Source organism: Pseudoalteromonas ulvae UL12 (assembly GCF_014925405.1).
Taxonomy (GTDB): domain Bacteria; phylum Pseudomonadota; class Gammaproteobacteria; order Enterobacterales; family Alteromonadaceae; genus Pseudoalteromonas; species Pseudoalteromonas ulvae.
The window spans coordinates 652,783-674,036 of the sequence record NZ_AQHJ01000035.1 but is presented as its reverse complement, the minus strand read 5'-3'; the positions used below and the strand labels follow the sequence as shown (position 1 = coordinate 674,036).

Here is a 21,254-nt window from a genome sequence, read left to right as displayed (position 1 = left end):
CTAATATCGTTACAAATGTATCGAATACATTTAGTTAATTAACCACGCTCAAGCATACTGGTTAGCGACAAGGTAAAGTTCGCGCCCATGAACTTAAAGTGAGGCGTCACTTCCATTGAAACTTCATACCAGCCAGCTTCAGTATCAACTTCAGTAACTGTTAACAAAGCCTTTCTGAGTGGTCGTTGGCTACGGGTTGCAGGGGAAGGATTGTCTTGATCTGCAACGTATTGGCGTATCCATTTATTAAGTTCCATTTCTAGGTCGCTTCGACTTTTCCAGCTTCCTAAATTTTCCCTTTGCAATACTTTGATGTAGTGAGCTAAGCGATTGACAATAAATAAATACGGCAATTGTGTGCCCAGTTTGTAATTGAGTTCGGCTTGTCTACCTTCATCATCATTACTAAACTTCTTCGGCATTTGTACCGAATTAGACGAGAAAAACACTGCACTATCTGAATCTTTTCGAAGTGTAAAAGGAATAAAGCCAAGCTCTGATAATTCAAATTCTTTGCGATCGGATAATTGAACTTCAACCGGCCCGACGACTTTTGCTGTGCCGCTGTCATCAACTAAGTTGATAGACAAATCTTTTACTTCACCACCCGATTGAGGGCCGATAATATTTGGACACCAACGGTAACGTGCAAAGCTGTCGGTTAGCTTAGTCGCATATGCAAAGGCCGCATTGCCCCAAAGGTATTGATTTTGACTTGTAATACCTTCGTGATAATTAAAACTTCTTACGGGTATATTTTCGCCATAAGTTGGTCTGAGCATAAATCTTGGCATCGCCAAACCCACATTTCGTGCATCATCAGAATCTCTAAATTGGCGCCATTTAATGTATTGCGGCCCTTCAAACATAGCCTCAATTTGCTTTAAATCAGGAATTTCAGCGTAATCTTTGATACAAAAAAAGCTCGGATCAGCGGCAGCAATAAAGGGTGCGTGATTCATCGCTGCGAGGCTTGCCAGATGGCTCATCAGTGTGACATCACTATTACCATGCGTTAGGCTGTAGTCGCCTATAATGACTCCATATGGATTACCACCAAATTGTCCAAATGCGTCTGTGTACACTTTGCGATATAAACCACTTTCGGTGATATCTGCGGCGTCTTCAAAATCAGTTAAGAGTTCTTCCTGATCGACAGAGAGGATCTCGACTTTAATGTTTTCACCAAACTCAGTGCGGTCAATAAGAAATTTTAAACTTCGCCAAGGGGCTTCAAGTGACTGAAATGTCTGATGATGGAGTATTTCATCCATTTGCAGACTTAGCTTTCGATCGAGCTCATCAATCAATTGCTCTACATATCGTTTGTCTACGCGTAATTCACTGGTATCGGATTCTTGCTCAAAAATGCGGGTTAATAATGAGTGCATGCCAGTTGAAGCGATTGAATAACTGATTTCGTCATCTGGAATTTTGCTAAACGCGAGTATCCCATCAATCAGTGACGAATTTGTTGCCGTTGCTGTTGTTGCCATAACATTGTTCCTGCCAATCTGAATTTATTGAACTAAGCCAATTTCTTTTTTTAGCTCATTTCGCGACGATTCATCGGCCAACAGACGTTGAATTTGACGACGCATTTGAGGAGAGTTACCAAGAGGCCCTTTGAGAGACTTTAAGGCTTCTCTTAATTCGAGGATTTTTTTTAACTCATCTACCTGCTCAATAATCTGATCCGGTTCAAAGTCTTTTAATTTATTGATATCAAGCGAGATTTCTATCACTTCATCTGAGTCTGAAATCATCTTGTTTGGTACACTGAAATTGACCTTGAGGTTTAACTCTTCCATGACATCGTCAAAATTGTGGCTGTTAACATTAATCAGCTTACGTGATTCTGTGGTTTCTGAATCTTTGGTTTGAGTAAAATCCCCCAGAACAAGTACTTTAAAGGGAAGTTCGATGCCTTCCTTTGCAGCACCTGTCGCTGGTCGATAAGATATGTTAATTCGCTCTTTTGGAGCAACTGAACCAACACCTTTAGAACGAGATGCCATAAACGCCTCCGTGATATTAAAGACAATAAACACGACCGTTAATATGAATATACGGCCCATAAAGTTGACCGATTGTTCATTCTAAACTAGTAATGTCTAACACTATTTCGAATAGTTAAAGTTGAATTAATCATAGATAGTGGTTTTCTATTTTCCTTCCCTAATTGTAGGGGGGGCAAGAATCCAAAGGTCGAAGAATGAAAAAGATTTTAATTATTGAAGATAATCTTTCTGAATTATCCAGAGTTAATGATGCCTTACATTTTTCATACTCAGAAATCAGCATTATTCATTTCTCTAGCTTTATAGGTGTAAATAAGGTTTTAAAAAACAACGTTTTTGACATTATATTATTTAGCTTTTCCCAAGTATCGTCCACTAAATTGAATAAGATTAACTTAATAAAATCTTACCAACCCAGTGCAATATTAATTGTATTAAGTATTTTTGATAATTCTGAAACCATCACTGAAATGCTATCACTTGGCGCTGATGGTTATATTTTACAAAATGAGAGTTACAATCATTTAGTTAGGTTATTTAGAGATCTTGAGCTTGGTATTCCGGCAATGTCACCTCAAGTTTTGAAAAATCTAATTGCCTCACTTAGAAATAAACCAAATAAAGTGCTCTCAGATAACCTTACAAAAAGGGAAAATGACGTTTTAATTCAAGTTACTAAGGGTTTATCAAATAAAGAAATTGCACGAATACTGAATATTTCGTCATTCACTGTCGCCGACCATATCAAATCGCTATTTTGTAAATTGCAACTATCATCAAGAGGCGCAGTGATTGCTTATGGTCTAAATAAACAGCAACAAATTCATTAAGGGTCTTATGACTATGTATGATTATGAGACAGCAACAACCGCACAAAAAGTTGTACCGGACATATTAAAGCAAACAGATTTATTACTTCCTCCACCTCGGCCTGATGGTGAAGGATGGGAACTTATTCAAGTAGTTAAAATAGAACTAAACGAGTTATATTTACAGTTTTTTTGGCAGCGCTATATCGAAGTAACAGCCAAGAATAAAGGGACTAAAGAGGTAAAGCTGTTCCCTTCAAATATCAAATTTAATCACCAATAAAAATTTGGGCGAATTTAATATAACAGAGCTATATTTTTCAAAATTAGTTGAGATTTTGTTCTTGTTAATGTTTTTTATATAGAGTTATTAATAATATAAGGTAATAATATTATATGGAAACAACACAGTTAAAAGGAAAAGAGTATAGAATATTTCCTTTATTCGAAGCCCTTTTCATTGGATTTTCTGTCTTTTTTGCAATCTTTTTTACTACCTATTTTATCTATCATCACGCATTAAATGCGCAAAAAGGCGAAATTAAAGAAGGGTTATTACGTACAGCTCAGGTGGTTGCTACATTTATTGATGGCGATCAACACAAACTCTTTACCGATCCAAATCAAGAACACACTGATTCTTATAAAACCTCTATTCGCCCCTTTGAAGCGGCGCTCAAAGCAGATCGTTCAATTAAGTATTTATATACCGCAATTATCCGAGACAACAAAGTGTACTTCATTCTCGACCCGACTCCCGAAGGAGATGCTGATGGCGATGGTGTCGATGACAAGGCGCATATTATGGATGAATACACCGAAGCGAGTGCAGAAATAATACAAGCACTCAAACACCAGAAAGTTGTTGTATCAGAGCAGCCATATTCTGACCGATGGGGCTCGTTTGTGAGCGGTTATATCCCATTTTATGATTCTAAAGGGGATTTTTCAGGCGTACTCGGTATTGATATTGAAGCTAAAAACTATTTTGAGCGGCTTGCACCTATCAAGCGTGCAACAACCCGTACCATGGTTGCTGGTTTTTTTATTGCTTTTTTAATTGGTTCTGTCGTTTGGTTTACTCGAAACTTTGGCTTAGTTGTCAATGAAAAGCGCCTTGCAGCTTATGAGAAATTTATGGCGGAACAAAATGAAAAATCAGAATAAGTGCCGCAGTCGTGCCACTCAAAACGATTTGATAGGAAAACCCAATGTATTTATCTGATAAACTGATCGATTTTGCTTCGCAGGACATTGCGACTCCCGCTCTCATTGTTGATTTGGACATTGTGGAACGCCAGTACCTTAAGCTTTATTCTGCTTTATCATTTGTACATTGTTATTATTCAGTAAAATCTAACCCAGCAATTGAACTACTTAAAAGATTAGTCAAACTTGGTAGTAAATTTGAGGCCGCGAGTATTAATGAAATTATCTATTGCCTTGAAGCAGGAGCTGATCCTAAAAATATCCACTTCGGTAATACCATAAAAAAAACTGAGGACATCGCACGTGCCCATGCCCTAGGAATTACCAGTTTTGCATTTGATTGCGAGCAGGAATTGCTAAAAATTGCCGAACATGCCCCCCATTCAAACGTAGTGTGTCGTTTAAAAAACGATGGTAAAGGTGCTCATTGGGGTTTATGCAATAAATTTGGCTGTTCACCAGCACAATCGTTTGAATTACTGGTGTTAGCGCAATCGCTGAATATTAATCCATATGGTTTATCGTTTCATGTTGGTTCCCAACAAAAAGATCCTCAAGCATGGTCAAGAGCTCTTGAGGACGTCAAGTCTATTTTCTCAGATCTGCAACAAGTGGGGATTGAATTAGCTTTGGTTAATTTGGGAGGCGGATATCCAGCATCGGGCTATTTAACGGACGACGATCAATCCATAAATTATGATTTTGATGCATTTGCCCAAGAAATCAAAGACGCCATCGACGCTCTTTTTACAACGAGTAAAACAAAACTTAAATTTATGTGCGAGCCAGGGCGCTTTATCGTTGCGCAGGCAGGTGTGGTAAAAACAAAAATCATCTTACGCTCTACCCGCCTACTCAACGATCAAGAATTAACTTGGTTATATATGGATGTTGGTAAGTTTAATGGCCTGTTTGAAGCGACAGACATTAAATATCCGCTGTATGAATTTCAAAGCACTTGCAGTGAGCGCGTCCCCACGATTTTAACCGGACCAACTTGCGACAGTAGTGACATGCTCACTTACAAAAACCATATTCATCATTTAAGTAATCAATTAGATATTGGCCAGAGCATTTTGTTTTGCTGTGCTGGCGCCTACAGTAATAGCTATGTCTGCCGAGGGTTTAATGGGTTCGAACCTCTATCAGAATTTTATATATAAGGATTGGTGATGACAGATCAAGCAGCGACAATCACACAAACGACACAACAATCTTTTGGATTAAGCCTTTTTTCCAACGTTGCCAGCTCATTTATAGCAAGTACAGCAATGGGTATGCTCGCGATACTCGTGCCTGTTCATTTAGCAAATTTGAGTTTTTCTGACTCAACTATCGGTAATGCGCTAGCATTTGAAACCATTGCATCATTAATGATTTGCTTGCTTTTACCAAATATGTTGAGGCGACTCGGGCTCACTGTCGGTTTGTTACTTTCAGGACTAATAAGAGTACCTACAATTATTATTTTTCCTTATTTTTCAACACTGGATATATTAATTCCGACAGTTTTTTTGCATGGCATAGGCTGCTATGCATTGCTTATATTATTACAAACTTGGGTTAACTCGATTCCATTTAAAAAGAATAAGGGATTAATGATTGCCATTTACAGCACGTCGATTTCTGTTGGATTGGCGCTTGGGCCCGTGATTGTTAACTTTTTAAAAGAAAACCCAGACATACTCGCTAATTTTTCGACAAGCGTTCTCAATATAGCTTCTCCTTTAATTGGTCACGAACCGGTTGTTGATAATGCTTCAGAATTTGTAGTTGCAGCGCTATTAAGTGCAATAGCGTTATTACCCACATTGTTTCTGATCCATGTTATTCCTACCGTTGGCTTTTCTGGTAATGCAACAATCTGGCAAACCATAGTCAATTGTAAAGGTGCTATGTACTCAATCGCTATGGCTGGAGTGTCACAATTTGGTGTGGCTGCATTTATAACAATCTATGGCATGAAAAATGGCTTAAGTTTGCATGATGCCAGTTTATTATTAACCTCTTTCATGATCGGCTCATTAGTTTTAGAAGTGCCGATCGCTTGGCTTTCCGATTATTTTGACCGTCGATATTTTATTGTCTGGTGCTCATTTGCCAGTATGGTCTGCGCTGTTTATTTACCGATTGCTATCTACACTCCTTTACAGGCTTGGATCTTAGTCTTTATTTGGGGTGGGGTTATTGCTGGGATATATTCAGTGTCTCTGGCACTGGTTGGTGAAAAGTACCCAGATGATGATGAAGCTGTTGCAGCTAATGCGGGCTATTCACTCATGGAAAGCATAGGTGGAACTTTGGGCATTGTTGCTATTGGTTTTTCGATGGAAAAACTCGGCACCGATGGAATGCCGTATGTGATTATGTTTGCGAGTATTTTGTATTTTTCTTTTGCCTTAACACGATACCGAATTGAGTAATCATTACAGGCTTTTCTGGGGGGCTATTTGCCCCTTTTTGTCTTTTTACGTCATGCTGGTTCGACCTGTTTATATTTATGTCATATTGTTTGTTCAAAATATCGGGATAAATAAAATAGGTAACAACTATGACAACAATAAACCGTCGCGATTTTATCAAAGCCTCATTAATGGGATTTGGTGTGGTATCAACTACTTCACTTTTAAGTGGGTGTAATAATGATGATGTAAATGAGCAACTCAGCATCAATGACTTTGAAACATATTTTAACCACGGTGTTGCCAGTGGCGATCCATTAGCTGATCGGGCAATTTTATGGACAAGAGTCACGCCAGAAGGTAGTCCATCATCAGTGCTCGTCAGCCTAGACATTGCCACTGATGCAGATTTTAACACCATAGTGATACAAGAAGTACTCACTGCGTTAGCTTCTTCGGATTACACCCTCAAACTAGATGCAATTGGCCTAGAAGCTGGCACTCGCTATTATTATCGTTTTAAAACCAATACGGCCACCTCCGTAACAGGTCAATTCTCAACTCTTGCCGTCGGTGCGCTTAATCAAGCAAAGTTTGCCGTTGTGTCTTGTGCTAATTACCCTGCTGGGCATTTTAATGTCTATGCAGATATTGCCGTGCAAACTGATCTTGATGCAGTAATCCACTTAGGTGACTATATTTACGAATATGGTATGGGTGGGTATGCCACTGACAATGCCCAAGAGATAGGACGCAGTTTAGCCCAGGATAATGAAGGTGAGCTTTTCTCTTTAGAAGATTACCGTAAGCGTTATGCCCATTATCGCACTGATAACGCACTGCAAGCTTTACATCAGCAGCTCCCTTTCATTGCTATTTGGGATGATCATGAAGTTGCTAATGATGCTCATCAGCAAGGTGCTGAAAATCATAATGAAGGAGAAGGCGATTTTCACACTCGTAAATTGGCCGCCTTGCAGGCTTATTTTGAATGGATGCCCATTAGACCATTTGTTCAAAATGAGACTGAATCGTTATACCGACAGTTTCAATTTGGTGATTTGCTCTCGCTTTATATGCTCGATACACGGCTTGAAGCACGCAGCCCACAACTTGAATACAGTGATTATATCGACCCTGTTACAGGTCAAATTGATCAAGCTGGCTTTATAGCGGATTTATCTAATCCCAATCGTGCGCTCCTTGGCACAACACAATTGAGCTGGTTACAAAGCCAAATCGTCCAATCTGAATCAACATGGCAGGTATTAGGGCAACAAGTCCTGATGACTCGTATGGCAATTCCTGCTGAATTATTAGCTAGCCTTGCAAGCCCAAGTCCAATGATTGCTCAGCAGTTTCAACAATTAGCAGACTTGAGAGTTCGTCAGCTCAGCCAAGATCCTAGCTTAACCGAATTCGATTTAGCCCGAATTAATACACGTGCACCCTATAATTTAGACGCGTGGGATGGCTACCCAATTGAAAGAGAAATGATTTTAGCAACAGCAAAAGCCTATAACAAAAATCTTATCGTCTTAGCGGGTGATACCCATAATGCATGGGCCGGTGATTTAACTGATAGTCAAGGAGATAAAGTTGGTTTTGAATTTGCTACACCTTCGGTATCGTCCCCTGGACTTGAAAGCTACCTTAGCCTAGATGAGCCCAGTGCGCTTGCGTTTGAAAAAGGCTTAAACTTTCTGGTTGATGACTTACGTTTTTGTAATATTCGCCAACGAGGGTATATGACTTTAACTTTCACTAAGGAACTCGTAAATACTCAATGGGTGTTTGTTGATAACGTGCTCAGTAATGATTATCAGGTTAATACCAATCAAGCTGGCTACCGTGTGAAAGGTTAACCCCGACGCATTTTCAAGGTCGAGTAATAAATCATCACCTAACCATTTTTATCGTTGTTAGCCGTAAGTCCATCGTATTTTTCTCGAACTTACGGCTTATAAGTGATAGATTTCGCTAATTTTTTGAATTTAGGCGCTGATTTATGGCTGTTACTACTCCTCAACCAGCACAAAAAAATGGTGGTTTGTTTAACCGTTTTTTGGCAACCGTTGAATATTTGGGCAATATGCTGCCCCACCCCATTACCTTATTTGCAATGTTTTGTGTTGCTATCATTGTTTTTAGTGGAATCGCAGATTGGTTTGGCTTAAGCGCCATTGATCCACGTCCTGAAGGAGCTAAAGGCCGAGATCCAGATGGTGTTATTGAAGTCGTTAGTTTATTAAGCGCAGAAGGTTTACAAAAAATAGTCACAGGTTTAGTTACAAACTTCACTGGCTTTGCACCACTTGGCACTGTGCTTGTTGCTCTGCTAGGTGTCAGTGTTGCTGAGCATTCTGGTTTATTATCCGCCGCAATGCGCGGCATGGTAATGGGCGCTTCAAAACGGCTAGTCACCTTCATGGTTGTGTTTGCGGCAATTTTATCAAATACCGCGTCTGAACTCGGTTATGTCGTCCTCATTCCGCTCGCTGCAATGATTTTCCATAGCCTAGGTCGTCATCCTCTAGCTGGTTTAGCCGCTGCGTTTGCTGGGGTATCTGGTGGTTATAGTGCGAATTTATTACTCGGCACGATTGACCCATTACTCGCCGGGATCACCACCCCTGCAGCACAAATGATTGATCCAACCTACCAAGTAAGCCCTGAGGCAAACTGGTATTTCATGATGATTTCAACGTTCCTCATTGCTATTTTGGGCACACTTGTCACCGAAAAAATTGTTGAACCTAGGCTGGGCAAATACAACGAAAATGAAGCAAGTGAACCACTCGAAACGAATATCGAACACCTAAGCCCTCTAGAAAAGAAAGGTCTGATCAGTGCCGGTATCGCATTGTTATTTATGGTTATCTTACTCGCATGGACAGTTGTGCCAGATGATGGCATCTTGCTCAACCCTGAAACTGGACTGATGAAAGGTTCACCGTTTCTAAAAGGGATTGTTGTCTTCATCTTTATTACTTTTGGTATTCCTGGCTTTGTATACGGAAAAGTTGTCGGGACCATGAAAAATGATGTTGATGTGATCAATGCCATGAGTAAGAGCATGAGCTCAATGGGCATGTATATTGTGTTGGTCTTTTTTGCCGCGCAGTTTGTTGCGTTTTTTAAATGGACAAACTTAGGCACAATTTTAGCCATTAATGGCGCGGCCATGTTGCAAGCGCTTAACTTAACAGGTCCGGAAGTCTTTGTATTGTTCATCTTCATGTGTGCACTTGTTAACTTAACATTGGGATCTTCATCTGCACAATGGGCCGTGACCGCCCCCATTTTTGTCCCGATGCTAATGTTAATTGGTTATGCACCAGAGACCATTCAAGCGGCTTATCGTATCGGTGATTCAGTAACCAATCTAATTACACCTATGATGAGTTATTTTGGCTTGATACTCGCAGTGGCGACCAAGTACAAAAAAGATATGGGGATTGGCACATTAGTGGCCACCATGTTGCCTTATAGTATTGTGTTTTTCTTTGGCTGGGTGCTGCTATTTTATATTTGGGTATTCGCTGCAGGATTACCTGTTGGGCCTAATTCCCCTATTTATTACCAACCTTAAATATTTAAATGCCAGTTTTAACTGGCATTTTTTTTACGTGTTAATTTAAATTCAACTAAACATTCTTCTATGGATTGTATTGTGCATATCAGCTATGCCTATCTTTTGATTATCGCTTTGTATTCATTCCCTGTTTATTCAACGCAGTATGTTAAACAGCAGCTCGAAACACTCTACGCCACAAGTCATTTACTCACTCAACGTGATGCTGTCACTATCAGTTATGGCCACTTTGATCCACTAGAAATAATTAATCCAACTTTTAAACTCGTAAATGCTTATAACCACAAGGTTTGCATATCATCAATGGGGTGAAAGCTAAGTTTGATTTAGGTTACATTATAAATATGCAACCTGCTTTTTATCTTAAAGCCCAACGTGTGGCTTTGGCAGCTGACAGTAAAGCAGCGTTTGATGTCGATCACTTTTATAAATATGGGATCAGGGTGTTATTTGATGTCAGTCCCTATACAACGTGGTTTACTAATTTAGCGATTGGTCTCAATATTCACACAGGTAGTGTACTCGCAGGTGGCAGTATTGTGTTTTATATCGATGAATTTTAATCCACACTACTTCACAAAGTACATTTGTAAAGTAGTGTGGGCTTTTTTACATTTGCCAAGCGTAACTAAATTTTGTAAAAAACGTTCGTTGATCTTTTTCTAAATGGCGTAATGAATCATCTTGATAACCGGCATCTGAATATCCCAGATAAAACAGTGTCTGCGAATTAATTTTATATGAATAAACTAATTGAGAACCATATTCACGATTACGCTTATCAACAGGAAAATAATAGGCTGCTTGCTCACGGTCAATATCTTCAAACTGTAACACCAGTTTTAGCATACTACGCATATTAAATTTATAATACGCACGTAAATCAGTGACATTGGCGGTAAAGACACGCTGATTATCAGTCTCTAATTTGCTATATTGATGAGACAAAATAAGCTGAAGATGATCACTCACATCCCAGGTGATTGCAGGCTCAAATTCAAAAGAATCACCAAGCTCTGCATTGGTGTAATCGATTTTATTACCCACACTGGAATATAAGGTTAATTTTAAATCTTTTGTTGGGGATAACCCCGCTTGTACATAAGCAATATTTTGTAAAAAGAAATCATTAAAATAAAACTCATCGCGATGGATCAGTCCGACTCGCAAATAAGATTGAAGTTGGGATTTCAATAACACCGAGAGCTCGACTTCTTCTTCTAATGTATCACCATTTTGCGCATAGGTTTTATCCCAATCAGTTTCATATTCCCAAGAAGTCAGCAGACTGTTTTCATCTCCATACCAAGTTTGACCACCCCCAACCAAATATTTTTTATAATCACTTTTAGTGACGAATCCAAGATCCGCTCGAAAATCTTTACCCACTTCTTCGACACTCGCAAATAGCTCATAATCACGATTCTCTCGATAAAACTCCACTTTATAGGCGGTGTCGCTTTGTTGTTCATCTAAGTTAAAGGTATCTTGTAAAAACAGTGAGTTAGAGGTGTTACTGTGGGTTAACTGATATTGAACACTGTCGGTTTGATTGAACCAATACGCCCCACCTAGTGACAAAACTGAATTCTGATAATCATCAGTTTCACGGTGTGTGGCCATTAATCCTAACGAATGTTGATTACCTATATCGAGTTGATAACTACCAATCGCAACTTTTGATTCATCGTTTAGATTAACTAGTAGAGAGCCCTGATTTGAAGGCAAAATAAGGCTGGTATTTTTATCATCACTCAACATTAAGCCATAACTGTGTACATCGGTTTTTCCGGTTATTTTTACCCCAACATCCGGATCCGCAATGTTACGGGTGTACACTAAATCAAAATGGTTGTTATTAAAAAACGAAGCCCCATCTAGAAAAAACGCACGGCGTTCAGCATAAAATAATGAATAATTAGTATTAATATCAAGCTGAGCTGAATCGGCTTCAACGGTTGAAAAATCAGGGTTTAGGGTCGCATTAAGGACGGCATCTTGCGTAATACCCCAGCGCAAATCAAGGCCCAATTCGTTATCAATATCCCCTTGCTGCCACGGCCCCGGGACTGACTGTTTTTCATCATGACGCAAAGCGGTAAAAGTAGGGGTAAGTTGCAAATTACGACTGGGTGTAACGTTTTCTAAGCCTGTTATTTTGTCGAATTGGCACAAGCTACAGACTACATTCCAGTCAAAGCCTACATTCGAAGTTTGATATAACACATCACGAGGGTAATTTCGCCATACTGCGATACTCCAAGTTTGCGCTTGCTGACTCTTAGGAAAACGTAACGCAGTAAAAGGGATCCGCATTTCAACAAAATAACCTTCAGAGGTAATGGTAGCTGCACTATCCCAAATCGCATTCCACGAATCATCCTCAGCCCAACCATTGATATCTGTCATGCGCATATCACCTTGCGCCCCTAATGGATTGACATAAAATTCGTAACCTGTGCGCTCATCATTAAATGTATCGATCATCAGTGCCACATTATCATCAGCCCAGAGATCATCCCGGTCACGCAACGCAGCTCTTATTTTAGTCGGATCTGGATCATAGGCTTTAAATGCTACATATAAATATTCACCGTCTTCAAACAAATACGCATCCGTTTTAACTGGGGGGGTGCCACGCTCATTTGGCTCATTTTGATAAATCAGCGGAATATATGTGGCATGAGACCATTCAGCTTCTGATACATGCCCATCGAGGCTGATATCTGCTGATTGATGAACTAATTCAAAATGCTGCTTAGTAATACTCCCATGAGCATTGAACATGAAATTGGAAATGAAGAGAGAAAAAATAACGGCTGTCTTTGCATTAAAAAACATAAATTTCCATATAAATAGTAAGTTACGAAAAAACTGCCGCAATTCTAAATGGATTTATCTATTTTTGGAACGTTTGATCCTCGAAAATTCAACAATATATTAACCTTTAATACTTAAGGATTAAAAAAGCCCCTTGCGGGGCTGATTCATTATTGAGCACTAAGATTATTTTTTCAAAGTGAGTTTCGTTTTTTTGACCGCTGAACGAACACTCGAGATTTTCTTCCGGTTTTTAATCCGCGCTTCACCTTGCTCTTGACCACCAGGGCTATTCACCCGAGCTTTTCTGCGTCGATGAGCCGGCGTACTGTTAATGTTCTTAATGAGTGCATCGCGGTTGCTGACCTCAAAGCCAGGATAGTAAATCCGACGGATTTGATTACCAATCAGTGCTTCAATGTTTGCAAGTGTGTGCTCTTCTTCACGGCTAACAAATGACACCGCTTGACCTGATTTACCCGCACGCCCAGTACGACCGATGCGATGGACATAATCTTCAGCTAAGAAAGGTAAATCAACATTAATGACACGTTCTAACCCTTCAATATCAAGACCTCGTGCAGCGACTTCTGTGGCCACTAATACACGGACTTTTCCTTCTTTAAACTCACGCAATGCACGTCGTCTTGCACCTTGAGTTTTATCACCATGGCACATTGCCGCAGTGATCCCGTATTGATTTAGCTCTTCAACTACACTTGAAGCCGTATCGCGCATATTGACAAACACAAGGACTTGATGCCAATTTTTACGCCCTATTAATTCACTCAGAAGTTCGTTTTTACGGCGCTCTTCAACAGGGTAAACCACGTGCTGAACGGTTTCTGCGGTGGTATTATCTTTGGTCGCCTGTACAATTTTGGGTTGCTTTAATACTGAGGCTGAAAACTTCTTCATCGCACTTGGGTACGTTGCAGAAAAAAGCAGCGTTTGGCGTTCATCATTGACGGCTGCCATCAATTGTTTGATATCGTTGATAAAACCCATATCTAACATACGGTCAGCTTCATCTAGAACTAAAAAGTTAACGTGAGACAGTGACACATTACACATTTGGATGTGTTCAAGAAGACGACCCGGTGTGGCCACGATGATATCCGCGCCATCTTTGAGCTTATTAGCTTGACCTTTATGGCTCACACCGCCATAAATTGCCGCAACTTTTATGTCTAAATATTGGCCGTAACGCTCAAAGCTATTCGCGATTTGTTCAGCCAATTCGCGAGTTGGGGCCAGTACTAATACTTTTGCATTTGAGGCGATACGCTCGCTAGGATTATCAATCAGTTTTTGTAAGATAGGTAAGGCAAATGCAGCTGTTTTACCGGTTCCAGTTTGTGCATTGGCTAACACGTCATGGCCACGACGAATATGCGGAATAGCCAATTGTTGGATTGGGCTTAACTCGGTATAACCACATTCATCAATTGCTCGTAATATTTCAGGAGCAAAACTAAAAGACTTAAAATTCATTGTGTATTCCTAACGCAGTATTTCACCGCAAAGATGAAAATTTGGCCGCAAATTATACTTGAATAATAAGTCTATGTCCCAAGTTATCTTTTATAAAACGCTGTTATTGGTTAATTGACCATTTTTTTGATGGTTGGGGCATAGCCCCAAAACTCTATGCTGACAGGATAAAATTGGCTTGTTTGAGTATGGTTGCGCGAGTACCGACTAATTGCTCCGCGGCAAACCCGTTTAGCAGCGACAAACCTTGCTCAATCTGTACATCACTTAACGGCACATAAGGCAATCGAAATACAGGTTTAACTGCTGATGTCATCATTAAAGCAGTGTTAATCGCAATGGGGTTAGGTTCACAAAACAACCACGACATGAGCGACTGGCATTGTTGATTCAGCTCATCATTGCGTTCATCCATCAGGCGTCTCATCACCGCGGGAATAATGTTTGATGTGACAGAAATCACTCCATGAGAACCGTGCAGATGGCGGCTATCGTGTGATTCATCATCATTGCCTGACCAACAGGCAATGCCTTGTTGTTCATATTCTGCGATGCGTTCATTCCCTGCACATTCTTTGATGCCGATAAAATGGCGATGCTGGCTCAAAGGGACAAGTAAATCAGGCGTTAAGTCTTGCCCTGTTCGACCTGGAACGTTGTAGATAAACGCAGGTCCAATATCGAGTAAACGAGTTAAATGCTCTGTTACGCCAGTCAGTGATGAACGACCATAATAAGGATTAATTTGTAAAGCGGCATCCATTCCAGTAGCAAAACCATACTCAGTCGCTTTTATCGCTTCACGTGTATTATTACTGCCAGTATTACCTACAATAATAATCCGCGATGAAAACTGAGCGACACTGTGGGCGATAAGCATTAAATGCTCTTCCCAGTTCATTAACTGCCCTTCACCTGTTGTGCCACCGACAACAATACCATCCACTCCTGCGCTGATTTGACTTTCGACTAACGCATCGTACGTTGGAAGGTCTATCTCACCATTTTCTAAGTAAGGTGTTTTAATTGCTGTGATGAGTGACGCATTTTTAAGTTGTTCGATTGAGCGCATGATTAATATTCTATCCAAGTAAAAACTGCACACGTTTTACCATAATTCACTTTTATTTCCGAGCCCTTGAACAAATAAAGTGGGTTAATTCAGTAAATAAAATGTCAATTGAGATAAATAGAGGTTGTAAAAATCAGTAGCCTTTGCCAAAATAAATACTGTATATAAAAACAGTATTTATTATTGAGTACAATATGAGTTTATTTGAATATCTTTCTAATTATTATTTTGATCAATCAGCTTTATTACAAAGCTGTCAGATTGATGAAGACACGCTGATCAATTGGCAAGACAAGGGCTTATTCCCTAAACCGGCATATAGACTTAAGAGTCAGATTGAGTGTAGTTCTTACTATGGGCTACATCAGTGCACTGAATACTGGGATTATTACCCAAGAGGTTATGTTAAGTGGGCAAAAGTACTCAATAGCAAACCTGAACTCACTTCATCACAAGCATTTGAGCTGTTTTTTACCCAATACGGCCAGCACCTAAGTACACTGGCGCAACAAGGCATGAGCTGCTCGGATGAATCTTTCAATGAAGAGTTCGCTGAGCATGTACAAAATCAATGGCAATATTTTCTAAATGGTAAATTTGGCTTACTGACACAAAATGGGTTTATTGAAGAAATTGTCGAAATGGAAGTTGCGATCAGCCTTATCTCAGACATTACTCAGTTACACACTAAGCCAGAGTTAGATTCAGATGAAAAACAGATTATTCGCACAGCCGTCAAAAAGCTGAATAAATCTTTAAGCCATTTCGCACCTCATGAACGAGATACCAGTTATCGTAAACGATTTATCGATGACACGATAAAATTATATAACTTAAAAGCTTAGTGGCTGTGTTCAAAACGGCCGCGGCTAATTTCAAATGCCTGAAGTATTTTTTTATCTAAATCAGATAGATTATCTAACCACGCATCAACCATATCATCGTCATCATTTTCGCTCATAGATTGATAGTGCGCTAATAAGTTAATTAAATTTTCAGCTGAAATATTAGCTTCATTGATTTGAGCAAATACATCGAGCTTTTCATCTTGGGCTTTAATTGCAGCTAAACAAGTCGAGTTAAGTTCTGTACTTTGTTTGTTCATCTCACATGCTCCTTAACAAGTGTTACTTATCTTGTTATACCAGTGTTACATGAATTAGCCAGTCTAATTTCGCTTTAGACACACTGTTTGCTGCTAAAGTAAACACTTTTATAATTCTTCTGCATTTGAAATCAACCAAACAAACATAGAAACACCAAACTAGGGCGTGTTGGGCGATACGATTAATCTATTTTATGGCAGCATCCTTTGCTCGATTTATAAGGTAACTCAGTCTTTTTACATATTTATGAAAATGATATTGATTCTCATTAATAAGTAACTTATAGTTATGTTATCTTGTAACAATATAGAGCAGCACTATGAAACCCAATATTCACCCTGCTTATCAGCAAGTGGCATTTCATGATACCGCCATTGATAAATACTTTATCGTAGGATCAACAATAGCAACAGATCGCACAATTGATATCGATGGCGTGACATACCCGTACTATCCAATTGATGTGTCTAGTGAATCACACCCTTTTTATACTGGTAAACAAAAGCTCACTAAATCAGATGGCCGAGTGGCTCAGTTTAATCGTCGTTTTAAGAATATAGTGAGTTAAGAATATGAAAGTATTAAGTTCGCTTAAAAGTGCTAAATCTCGCCATAGAGATTGCCAAGTGGTAAAACGTAAAGGTCGAGTTTACGTGATCTGTAAAACGGAGCCTCGTTTTAAAGCAGTGCAAGGGAAAAAAAAGAAGCGCTGATCAACAATAAATAGTAGGCATAATTGCGTGCCTACTACTGACCAAACAATAAATCCCAAAAACTTGGCTCATGAAGCTTATGGTATTTTTTCCGCAATTTATCAATCGGTTTAAGATGTAAAATAGCTTTATCAAACTCTCCTGCTTGATTAAACGCTTGAGCTTGTTTGACAATATTCGCAACTTTTTTAAGACCTTCCAAAGAGGCTTCTTTTTTATCGTTAAAGCTAAATTGCTCACTTTGTTTGAGATAACCGAGCATATCAATTAAATGGGTTTCTAATGATTCGGGATCTGTCGCTTGAATTGCATTTTTATAACTCAGTCCCATATTTTTCATTGTTAATGACAAATCATTGTTCTGAGCGACCAGCGATTGGCTCACCAGTATCAAGACTAAAATCAAATATTTCATACATCCCCTCATGATTGAGCGGCAATTATAAGCTAAGGCAAGCAGACAACCAAGTGTAAAGCCCCTTTACATAATCAAAAAAGCCTCACCAAAGTGGCGAGGCTTGAAATAAATAACGCTATGCAATTCTCATCGACAACCATAGCGTTCAATCATTGTTGAAATGTATTACTGGTTCGCTACTTTTAACTCAGAGTGTTCAGCTAAAATATTGAGATCATAATCATATTCATCGACGCGAATTGCGCGCTCACGCTTAAGATTGTAATCGACTAACTTTTTGTGCTCATCAGCATTGATCACATTAGCAGCTAAGGCATTTTCTAGGGTTTGTGAAAAACGAACCCCTGCCTGTATTGTTTTGCTGCGTAATGCCTTTTTAACTGTTTTAAGTAAGTCTAAACAATCAAGTTTCGCTTTATATGCTTGCTCATTGATGTAATGACCGTCACCAGGAACAGATTTAACTAAATGTGTTAGTTTTTTCTTAAAACGTGTATCAAGCTGCGCTTGCTCAGCAAGCTCACGAATTAAATCATCTGATATTTTTGGCATTTTTGCACTGTAAGTCACTGTAATTAAGCGCATAAACTTACGTGTAGCACCTGATGGGAAGTTATCCAAAAACGCCAGTAAAGCGTTTTCTGCATTCATCAACGCCCAACGTGTTGCGTAATGAAAATACGGTGCAGCTTGAGCTCGCTCTTCAGCATCTACTTTTTGCTCGTAAAAACGAATACACGCCATCGCTGCATACAAGTAACTCATAACATCACCTAAACGTGCAGAAAGTAACTCTGCCTGCTTAAGCTTGCCACCGAGTACCAACAAAGAGAAATCTGCATACACCGCCAATTTGGACGCTAATTGCTGCACTGATTTTTCATATGGTTTGACTTCAGCTAATGCTGACGTTGCACCGGCAGAAAATGGTAATAAGCCTAAACGGAACGATCGTAGGCTGTTTGAAACGCTGTATCCCACTGTCTTTCTGAAGATTTTGTTAAATTCTTTATCTGCATTTTTATCATCGCTGTGAATTGCTTCAACCATAGATTGCAGATAAGGATGACAACGCATTACACCTTGACCAAAAATCATCAAATTACGCGTTAAGATATTGGCACCTTCAACAGTGATTGCTATTGGTTGCGCCACATACCCTTTTGCAAGAGTATTTTGAGGACCACACTGAATTGCCTTACCTGCTTGGATATCCATTGCAGAATCAAGGGTATCACGGCCTATTTCTGTCATGTGGTATTTAGCTATCGCGGTAACAACTGACGGTTTCAAACCTAACCCTAGCCCTTCAGTCGTCAAAACACGCATCGATTCTTGTAAAAATGTTTTGCCTGCAATGTCTGCAAGTTTTTCTTGGATACCTTCAAATTGACCAATTGATAAACCAAATTGCTCTCGCACCGCTGCATATTCACTGGCAGATTTTAATGCCACGTGGCTTGTTGAGCATCCTAAGGCCGGTAACGAAATACCACGTCCCGCACCCAAACAACTCACTAGCATTTGCCAACCACGACCGATATTCTTTTGGCCACCGATGATAAATTCCATCGGAATAAATACATTATTTCCACGAGTTGTTCCGTTATAAAAACGGATCCCCATCGGATCATGACGGTTGCCTAATTCAACACCAGGATGTTGTTTAGGGATAAGAGCACAGGTAATTCCGAGATCTTGTTTGTCACCAAGTAAACCATCTGGGTCACGCACTTTAAACGCAAGGCCTAATACCGTCGCAATTGGCGCAAGTGTAATATAACGTTTGTCCCAAGTAACATTTAAGCCAAGGACTTCTTTACCTTCATACATGCCTTTTGTGACCACACCAATATCAGGAATGCCACCAGCATCTGAACCCGCTTCAGGGCTTGTTAATGCAAAACAAGGTATATCGGTGCCGTTTGATAAACGAGGCAACCAAAATGCACGCTGCTCATCAGTACCGTAGTGCATAAGTAGCTCACCAGGGCCTAATGAGTTTGGTACCATTACAGTTACCGCAACACCTGAACTTTTCGTTGCGATTGTTGCAACTATGGTCGAATTTGCATACGGACTAAATTCACGGCCACCAAATTCTTTTGGAATGATTAATGAGAAGAAACGCTCTTTTTTCAAAAAATCTAAAATATAATCAGGTAAGTGTTTACCATTTTGGATTTCAGTATCATCAATTAGCTCTAATAGCTCAGCGACTGGGCCATCCAAAAAAGCTTGCTCTTCAGCAGACAGCTCAGCTTTTGGTACAGCGCGTAACGCAGAAAAATCAGGTTTACCCTGATAAATAGATCCTTCTAACCAAACATCGCCCGCATCAAGTGCTTCTTGCTCTGTAATAGAGATACTTGGTAATACTTTTTTTAATGTAGTTCTTAAGCTCATAATCAACTCATCCGACCAGATTTAATTAACACTATTACGTCATAATTTTGTGATTAGATCAATTACTCTAAATAATTTTTTTTACATTTAATTTAATTAAATGTAATCTAAATGAGCATTTGTTATTTATATCAGTATGTTAGCTAACTAAGATTGACTGTATTTTATTACTTGATTCTGCTTTCAATACGGTAAAATCAACTCGACTTCACTTAATGAGAGTACAAATGACCAACTACAAACACTTGTTTATTATTCTTTCCAGCATGTTTTTGGCTTTTTTCGTACAAGCAAATACTGATAAAGATGAAATAATATCGATCATGACAGCGCAAGAAACGGCGTGGAATAAGGGGCAATTAGAGCAGTATATGGCAGGGTATTGGCAATCAGAAAAGCTTCAGTTTGTTGGTAAAAATGGCATTAAATATGGATGGCAAGCGACGTTAGATAACTACAAACTCAGTTATCCGACAAAAGAGGCAATGGGTCAGCTTAAATTTGAAATATTATCTGTTGAGACAACTGAAAAAACAGCGTTTGTACTTGGAAAATGGACTCTTTACAAAGAAACACAAGATGTTTCAGGCTTTTATACTTTGTTGTGGAAAAAAATTGATGGCCAATGGAAAATTATTATAGATCACAGTAGTTAAAAATAACTGAGTCAATAAGATTGCAATTATTGACTCAGTCGATTGCTTTAACCCGGTGTACCTGCACTCATTTGAGATTGGATATAATTAGCGATGCCAATTTTATCTATTAATCCAAGATGTTGCTCTAACCAATATATATGATCTGTCTCTGTATCATTTAAGAGTGCTTGCAACATATCACGGGTCACATAATCTTGTTGCTGCTCACACACTGTCATAATATTTCTTAAACTTTCAGCGACAACTTGCTCTGCTGCTAAATCATTTTTGAGCATTTGCTCGACATTATCTCCGACATGAATCGGTGCTCGCGATGCCGTATCTGGCTTCCCTTCAAGAAACAAAATGCGCTCAATGATTTGCTTTGCATGATCGAGCTCTTCTTCGTATTCGTGACTAAGTTGCTGATGGAGTTTTTCAATACCCCAATCTTCATACAATTTACTATGAGCCAAATACTGATCCATCGATGTTAATTCGAGTGTTAGCTGCTTATTCAGTAAATCGATTATATTTTGATGGCCTTTCAT

At 39.3% G+C, this 21,254-nt stretch carries 22 protein-coding genes; 13 read left to right on the top strand and 9 right to left on the bottom strand.

All coding sequences use genetic code 11. The features are described 5' to 3' along the window. Positions 1-38 precede the first annotated feature (38 nt). Both tssC and tssB read right to left on the bottom strand, forming a co-directional pair. Entirely contained in the window at positions 39-1,496 is a 1,458-nt protein-coding gene (gene tssC, locus PULV_RS21065) for a type VI secretion system contractile sheath large subunit (protein WP_193332582.1), read from the bottom strand. A gap of 24 nt (positions 1,497-1,520) precedes the next feature. Further along, positions 1,521-2,018, bottom strand: a complete 498-nt coding sequence (tssB, locus tag PULV_RS21060) for a type VI secretion system contractile sheath small subunit (RefSeq protein WP_086743987.1) — start codon at positions 2,016-2,018, stop codon at positions 1,521-1,523. 197 nt (positions 2,019-2,215) lie between these two features. Here tssB and PULV_RS21055 point away from each other — a divergent pair, with 197 nt between their 5' ends. From PULV_RS21055 to PULV_RS21015, 9 genes are all read left to right on the top strand, one after another. Beyond that, on the top strand, positions 2,216-2,851 hold the full coding sequence (locus PULV_RS21055) for a response regulator transcription factor (protein WP_193332581.1): 636 nt from the start codon (positions 2,216-2,218) through the stop codon (positions 2,849-2,851). 7 nt (positions 2,852-2,858) lie between these two features. Continuing rightward, positions 2,859-3,113 carry a hypothetical protein gene (locus PULV_RS21050; protein WP_140372842.1) on the top strand — a complete coding sequence of 85 codons (255 nt, stop codon included), beginning with the start codon at positions 2,859-2,861 and terminating at the stop codon, positions 3,111-3,113. A gap of 113 nt (positions 3,114-3,226) precedes the next feature. Next, positions 3,227-3,997, top strand: a complete 771-nt coding sequence (locus PULV_RS21045; protein WP_086743514.1) for a PDC sensor domain-containing protein — start codon at positions 3,227-3,229, stop codon at positions 3,995-3,997. Between the two features lie 44 nt (positions 3,998-4,041). Then, entirely contained in the window at positions 4,042-5,202 is a 1,161-nt protein-coding gene (locus tag PULV_RS21040) for a type III PLP-dependent enzyme (RefSeq protein WP_086743515.1), read from the top strand. 9 nt (positions 5,203-5,211) lie between these two features. Continuing rightward, on the top strand, positions 5,212-6,462 hold the full coding sequence (locus PULV_RS21035) for an MFS transporter (RefSeq protein ID WP_086743516.1): 1,251 nt from the start codon (positions 5,212-5,214) through the stop codon (positions 6,460-6,462). A 128-nt stretch (positions 6,463-6,590) separates the two neighbouring features. Beyond that, positions 6,591-8,306, top strand: a complete 1,716-nt coding sequence (locus PULV_RS21030) for an alkaline phosphatase D family protein (protein ID WP_193332580.1) — start codon at positions 6,591-6,593, stop codon at positions 8,304-8,306. Positions 8,307-8,449: 143 nt separating this feature from the next. Then, positions 8,450-10,033 carry an AbgT family transporter gene (locus PULV_RS21025; protein ID WP_193332579.1) on the top strand — a complete coding sequence of 528 codons (1,584 nt, stop codon included), beginning with the start codon at positions 8,450-8,452 and terminating at the stop codon, positions 10,031-10,033. Positions 10,034-10,114: 81 nt separating this feature from the next. Beyond that, positions 10,115-10,348 carry a hypothetical protein gene (locus tag PULV_RS21020; protein WP_193332578.1) on the top strand — a complete coding sequence of 78 codons (234 nt, stop codon included), beginning with the start codon at positions 10,115-10,117 and terminating at the stop codon, positions 10,346-10,348. After that, the gene (locus PULV_RS21015; RefSeq protein ID WP_193332577.1) at positions 10,345-10,599 is read left to right on the top strand and encodes a Solitary outer membrane autotransporter beta-barrel domain; all 255 of its coding nucleotides are present in this window, start codon (positions 10,345-10,347) and stop codon (positions 10,597-10,599) included. The genes PULV_RS21020 and PULV_RS21015 overlap by 4 nt, the downstream gene beginning before the upstream one ends. Positions 10,600-10,645: 46 nt before the next feature. Here PULV_RS21015 and PULV_RS21010 read toward each other — a convergent pair whose 3' ends face one another. The 3 genes from PULV_RS21010 to dapA form a co-directional block, all read right to left on the bottom strand. Next, positions 10,646-12,877: a carbohydrate binding family 9 domain-containing protein gene (locus tag PULV_RS21010; RefSeq protein WP_193332576.1), complete on the bottom strand. Its 2,232-nt coding sequence runs from the start codon at positions 12,875-12,877 to the stop codon at positions 10,646-10,648. 165 nt (positions 12,878-13,042) lie between these two features. Next, positions 13,043-14,350 (bottom strand): DEAD/DEAH box helicase, encoded by a 1,308-nt coding sequence (locus PULV_RS21005; protein WP_086743522.1) that lies wholly within the window; start codon positions 14,348-14,350, stop codon positions 13,043-13,045. Positions 14,351-14,504: 154 nt separating this feature from the next. Then, entirely contained in the window at positions 14,505-15,422 is a 918-nt protein-coding gene (dapA, locus tag PULV_RS21000; protein WP_086743523.1) for a 4-hydroxy-tetrahydrodipicolinate synthase, read from the bottom strand. Positions 15,423-15,616: 194 nt separating this feature from the next. Between dapA and PULV_RS20995 the strand changes: the two genes are divergently transcribed. Beyond that, positions 15,617-16,267 carry a DUF6058 family natural product biosynthesis protein gene (locus PULV_RS20995; RefSeq protein ID WP_086743524.1) on the top strand — a complete coding sequence of 217 codons (651 nt, stop codon included), beginning with the start codon at positions 15,617-15,619 and terminating at the stop codon, positions 16,265-16,267. Here PULV_RS20995 and PULV_RS20990 read toward each other — a convergent pair. Continuing rightward, positions 16,264-16,527: a hypothetical protein gene (locus PULV_RS20990; protein ID WP_086743525.1), complete on the bottom strand. Its 264-nt coding sequence runs from the start codon at positions 16,525-16,527 to the stop codon at positions 16,264-16,266. The genes PULV_RS20995 and PULV_RS20990 overlap by 4 nt on opposite strands. Positions 16,528-16,847: 320 nt before the next feature. Here PULV_RS20990 and PULV_RS20985 point away from each other — a divergent pair, with 320 nt between their 5' ends. Then, a complete protein-coding gene (locus tag PULV_RS20985; RefSeq protein ID WP_086743526.1) occupies positions 16,848-17,096 on the top strand; it encodes a type B 50S ribosomal protein L31 in 249 nt (82 codons plus the stop codon). A gap of 4 nt (positions 17,097-17,100) precedes the next feature. Beyond that, positions 17,101-17,241, top strand: a complete 141-nt coding sequence (ykgO, locus tag PULV_RS20980; RefSeq protein WP_086743527.1) for a type B 50S ribosomal protein L36 — start codon at positions 17,101-17,103, stop codon at positions 17,239-17,241. A gap of 34 nt (positions 17,242-17,275) precedes the next feature. On the opposite strand, the gene PULV_RS20975 is transcribed toward ykgO, so the two are convergent. Then, on the bottom strand, positions 17,276-17,656 hold the full coding sequence (locus PULV_RS20975; RefSeq protein ID WP_193332575.1) for a cytochrome b562: 381 nt from the start codon (positions 17,654-17,656) through the stop codon (positions 17,276-17,278). A 168-nt stretch (positions 17,657-17,824) separates the two neighbouring features. Continuing rightward, positions 17,825-20,065, bottom strand: coding sequence for an acyl-CoA dehydrogenase (locus tag PULV_RS20970; RefSeq protein ID WP_193332574.1), 2,241 nt, complete (start codon positions 20,063-20,065; stop codon positions 17,825-17,827). Between the two features lie 227 nt (positions 20,066-20,292). Here PULV_RS20970 and PULV_RS20965 point away from each other — a divergent pair, with 227 nt between their 5' ends. Further along, a complete protein-coding gene (locus PULV_RS20965; RefSeq protein ID WP_227009449.1) occupies positions 20,293-20,721 on the top strand; it encodes a YybH family protein in 429 nt (142 codons plus the stop codon). A 47-nt stretch (positions 20,722-20,768) separates the two neighbouring features. On the opposite strand, the gene bfr is transcribed toward PULV_RS20965, so the two are convergent. Then, positions 20,769-21,254: a bacterioferritin gene (gene bfr, locus PULV_RS20960; RefSeq protein WP_086743530.1), complete on the bottom strand. Its 486-nt coding sequence runs from the start codon at positions 21,252-21,254 to the stop codon at positions 20,769-20,771.

What these genes read in the sequence shown, in the direction of transcription:
- tssC (WP_193332582.1), bottom strand. Translation starts at nt 1,496, where the DNA reads ATGGCAACAACAGCAACGGCAACAAATTCGTCACTGATTGATGGGATA.
- tssB (WP_086743987.1), bottom strand. Translation starts at nt 2,018, where the DNA reads ATGGCATCTCGTTCTAAAGGTGTTGGTTCAGTTGCTCCAAAAGAGCGA.
- PULV_RS21055 (WP_193332581.1), top strand. Translation starts at nt 2,216, where the DNA reads ATGAAAAAGATTTTAATTATTGAAGATAATCTTTCTGAATTATCCAGA.
- PULV_RS21050 (WP_140372842.1), top strand. Translation starts at nt 2,859, where the DNA reads ATGACTATGTATGATTATGAGACAGCAACAACCGCACAAAAAGTTGTA.
- PULV_RS21045 (WP_086743514.1), top strand. Translation starts at nt 3,227, where the DNA reads ATGGAAACAACACAGTTAAAAGGAAAAGAGTATAGAATATTTCCTTTA.
- PULV_RS21040 (WP_086743515.1), top strand. Translation starts at nt 4,042, where the DNA reads ATGTATTTATCTGATAAACTGATCGATTTTGCTTCGCAGGACATTGCG.
- PULV_RS21035 (WP_086743516.1), top strand. Translation starts at nt 5,212, where the DNA reads ATGACAGATCAAGCAGCGACAATCACACAAACGACACAACAATCTTTT.
- PULV_RS21030 (WP_193332580.1), top strand. Translation starts at nt 6,591, where the DNA reads ATGACAACAATAAACCGTCGCGATTTTATCAAAGCCTCATTAATGGGA.
- PULV_RS21025 (WP_193332579.1), top strand. Translation starts at nt 8,450, where the DNA reads ATGGCTGTTACTACTCCTCAACCAGCACAAAAAAATGGTGGTTTGTTT.
- PULV_RS21010 (WP_193332576.1), bottom strand. Translation starts at nt 12,877, where the DNA reads ATGTTTTTTAATGCAAAGACAGCCGTTATTTTTTCTCTCTTCATTTCC.
- PULV_RS21005 (WP_086743522.1), bottom strand. Translation starts at nt 14,350, where the DNA reads ATGAATTTTAAGTCTTTTAGTTTTGCTCCTGAAATATTACGAGCAATT.
- dapA (WP_086743523.1), bottom strand. Translation starts at nt 15,422, where the DNA reads ATGCGCTCAATCGAACAACTTAAAAATGCGTCACTCATCACAGCAATT.
- PULV_RS20995 (WP_086743524.1), top strand. Translation starts at nt 15,617, where the DNA reads ATGAGTTTATTTGAATATCTTTCTAATTATTATTTTGATCAATCAGCT.
- PULV_RS20990 (WP_086743525.1), bottom strand. Translation starts at nt 16,527, where the DNA reads ATGAACAAACAAAGTACAGAACTTAACTCGACTTGTTTAGCTGCAATT.
- PULV_RS20985 (WP_086743526.1), top strand. Translation starts at nt 16,848, where the DNA reads ATGAAACCCAATATTCACCCTGCTTATCAGCAAGTGGCATTTCATGAT.
- ykgO (WP_086743527.1), top strand. Translation starts at nt 17,101, where the DNA reads ATGAAAGTATTAAGTTCGCTTAAAAGTGCTAAATCTCGCCATAGAGAT.
- PULV_RS20975 (WP_193332575.1), bottom strand. Translation starts at nt 17,656, where the DNA reads ATGAAATATTTGATTTTAGTCTTGATACTGGTGAGCCAATCGCTGGTC.
- PULV_RS20970 (WP_193332574.1), bottom strand. Translation starts at nt 20,065, where the DNA reads ATGAGCTTAAGAACTACATTAAAAAAAGTATTACCAAGTATCTCTATT.
- PULV_RS20965 (WP_227009449.1), top strand. Translation starts at nt 20,293, where the DNA reads ATGACCAACTACAAACACTTGTTTATTATTCTTTCCAGCATGTTTTTG.
- bfr (WP_086743530.1), bottom strand. Translation starts at nt 21,254, where the DNA reads ATGAAAGGCCATCAAAATATAATCGATTTACTGAATAAGCAGCTAACA.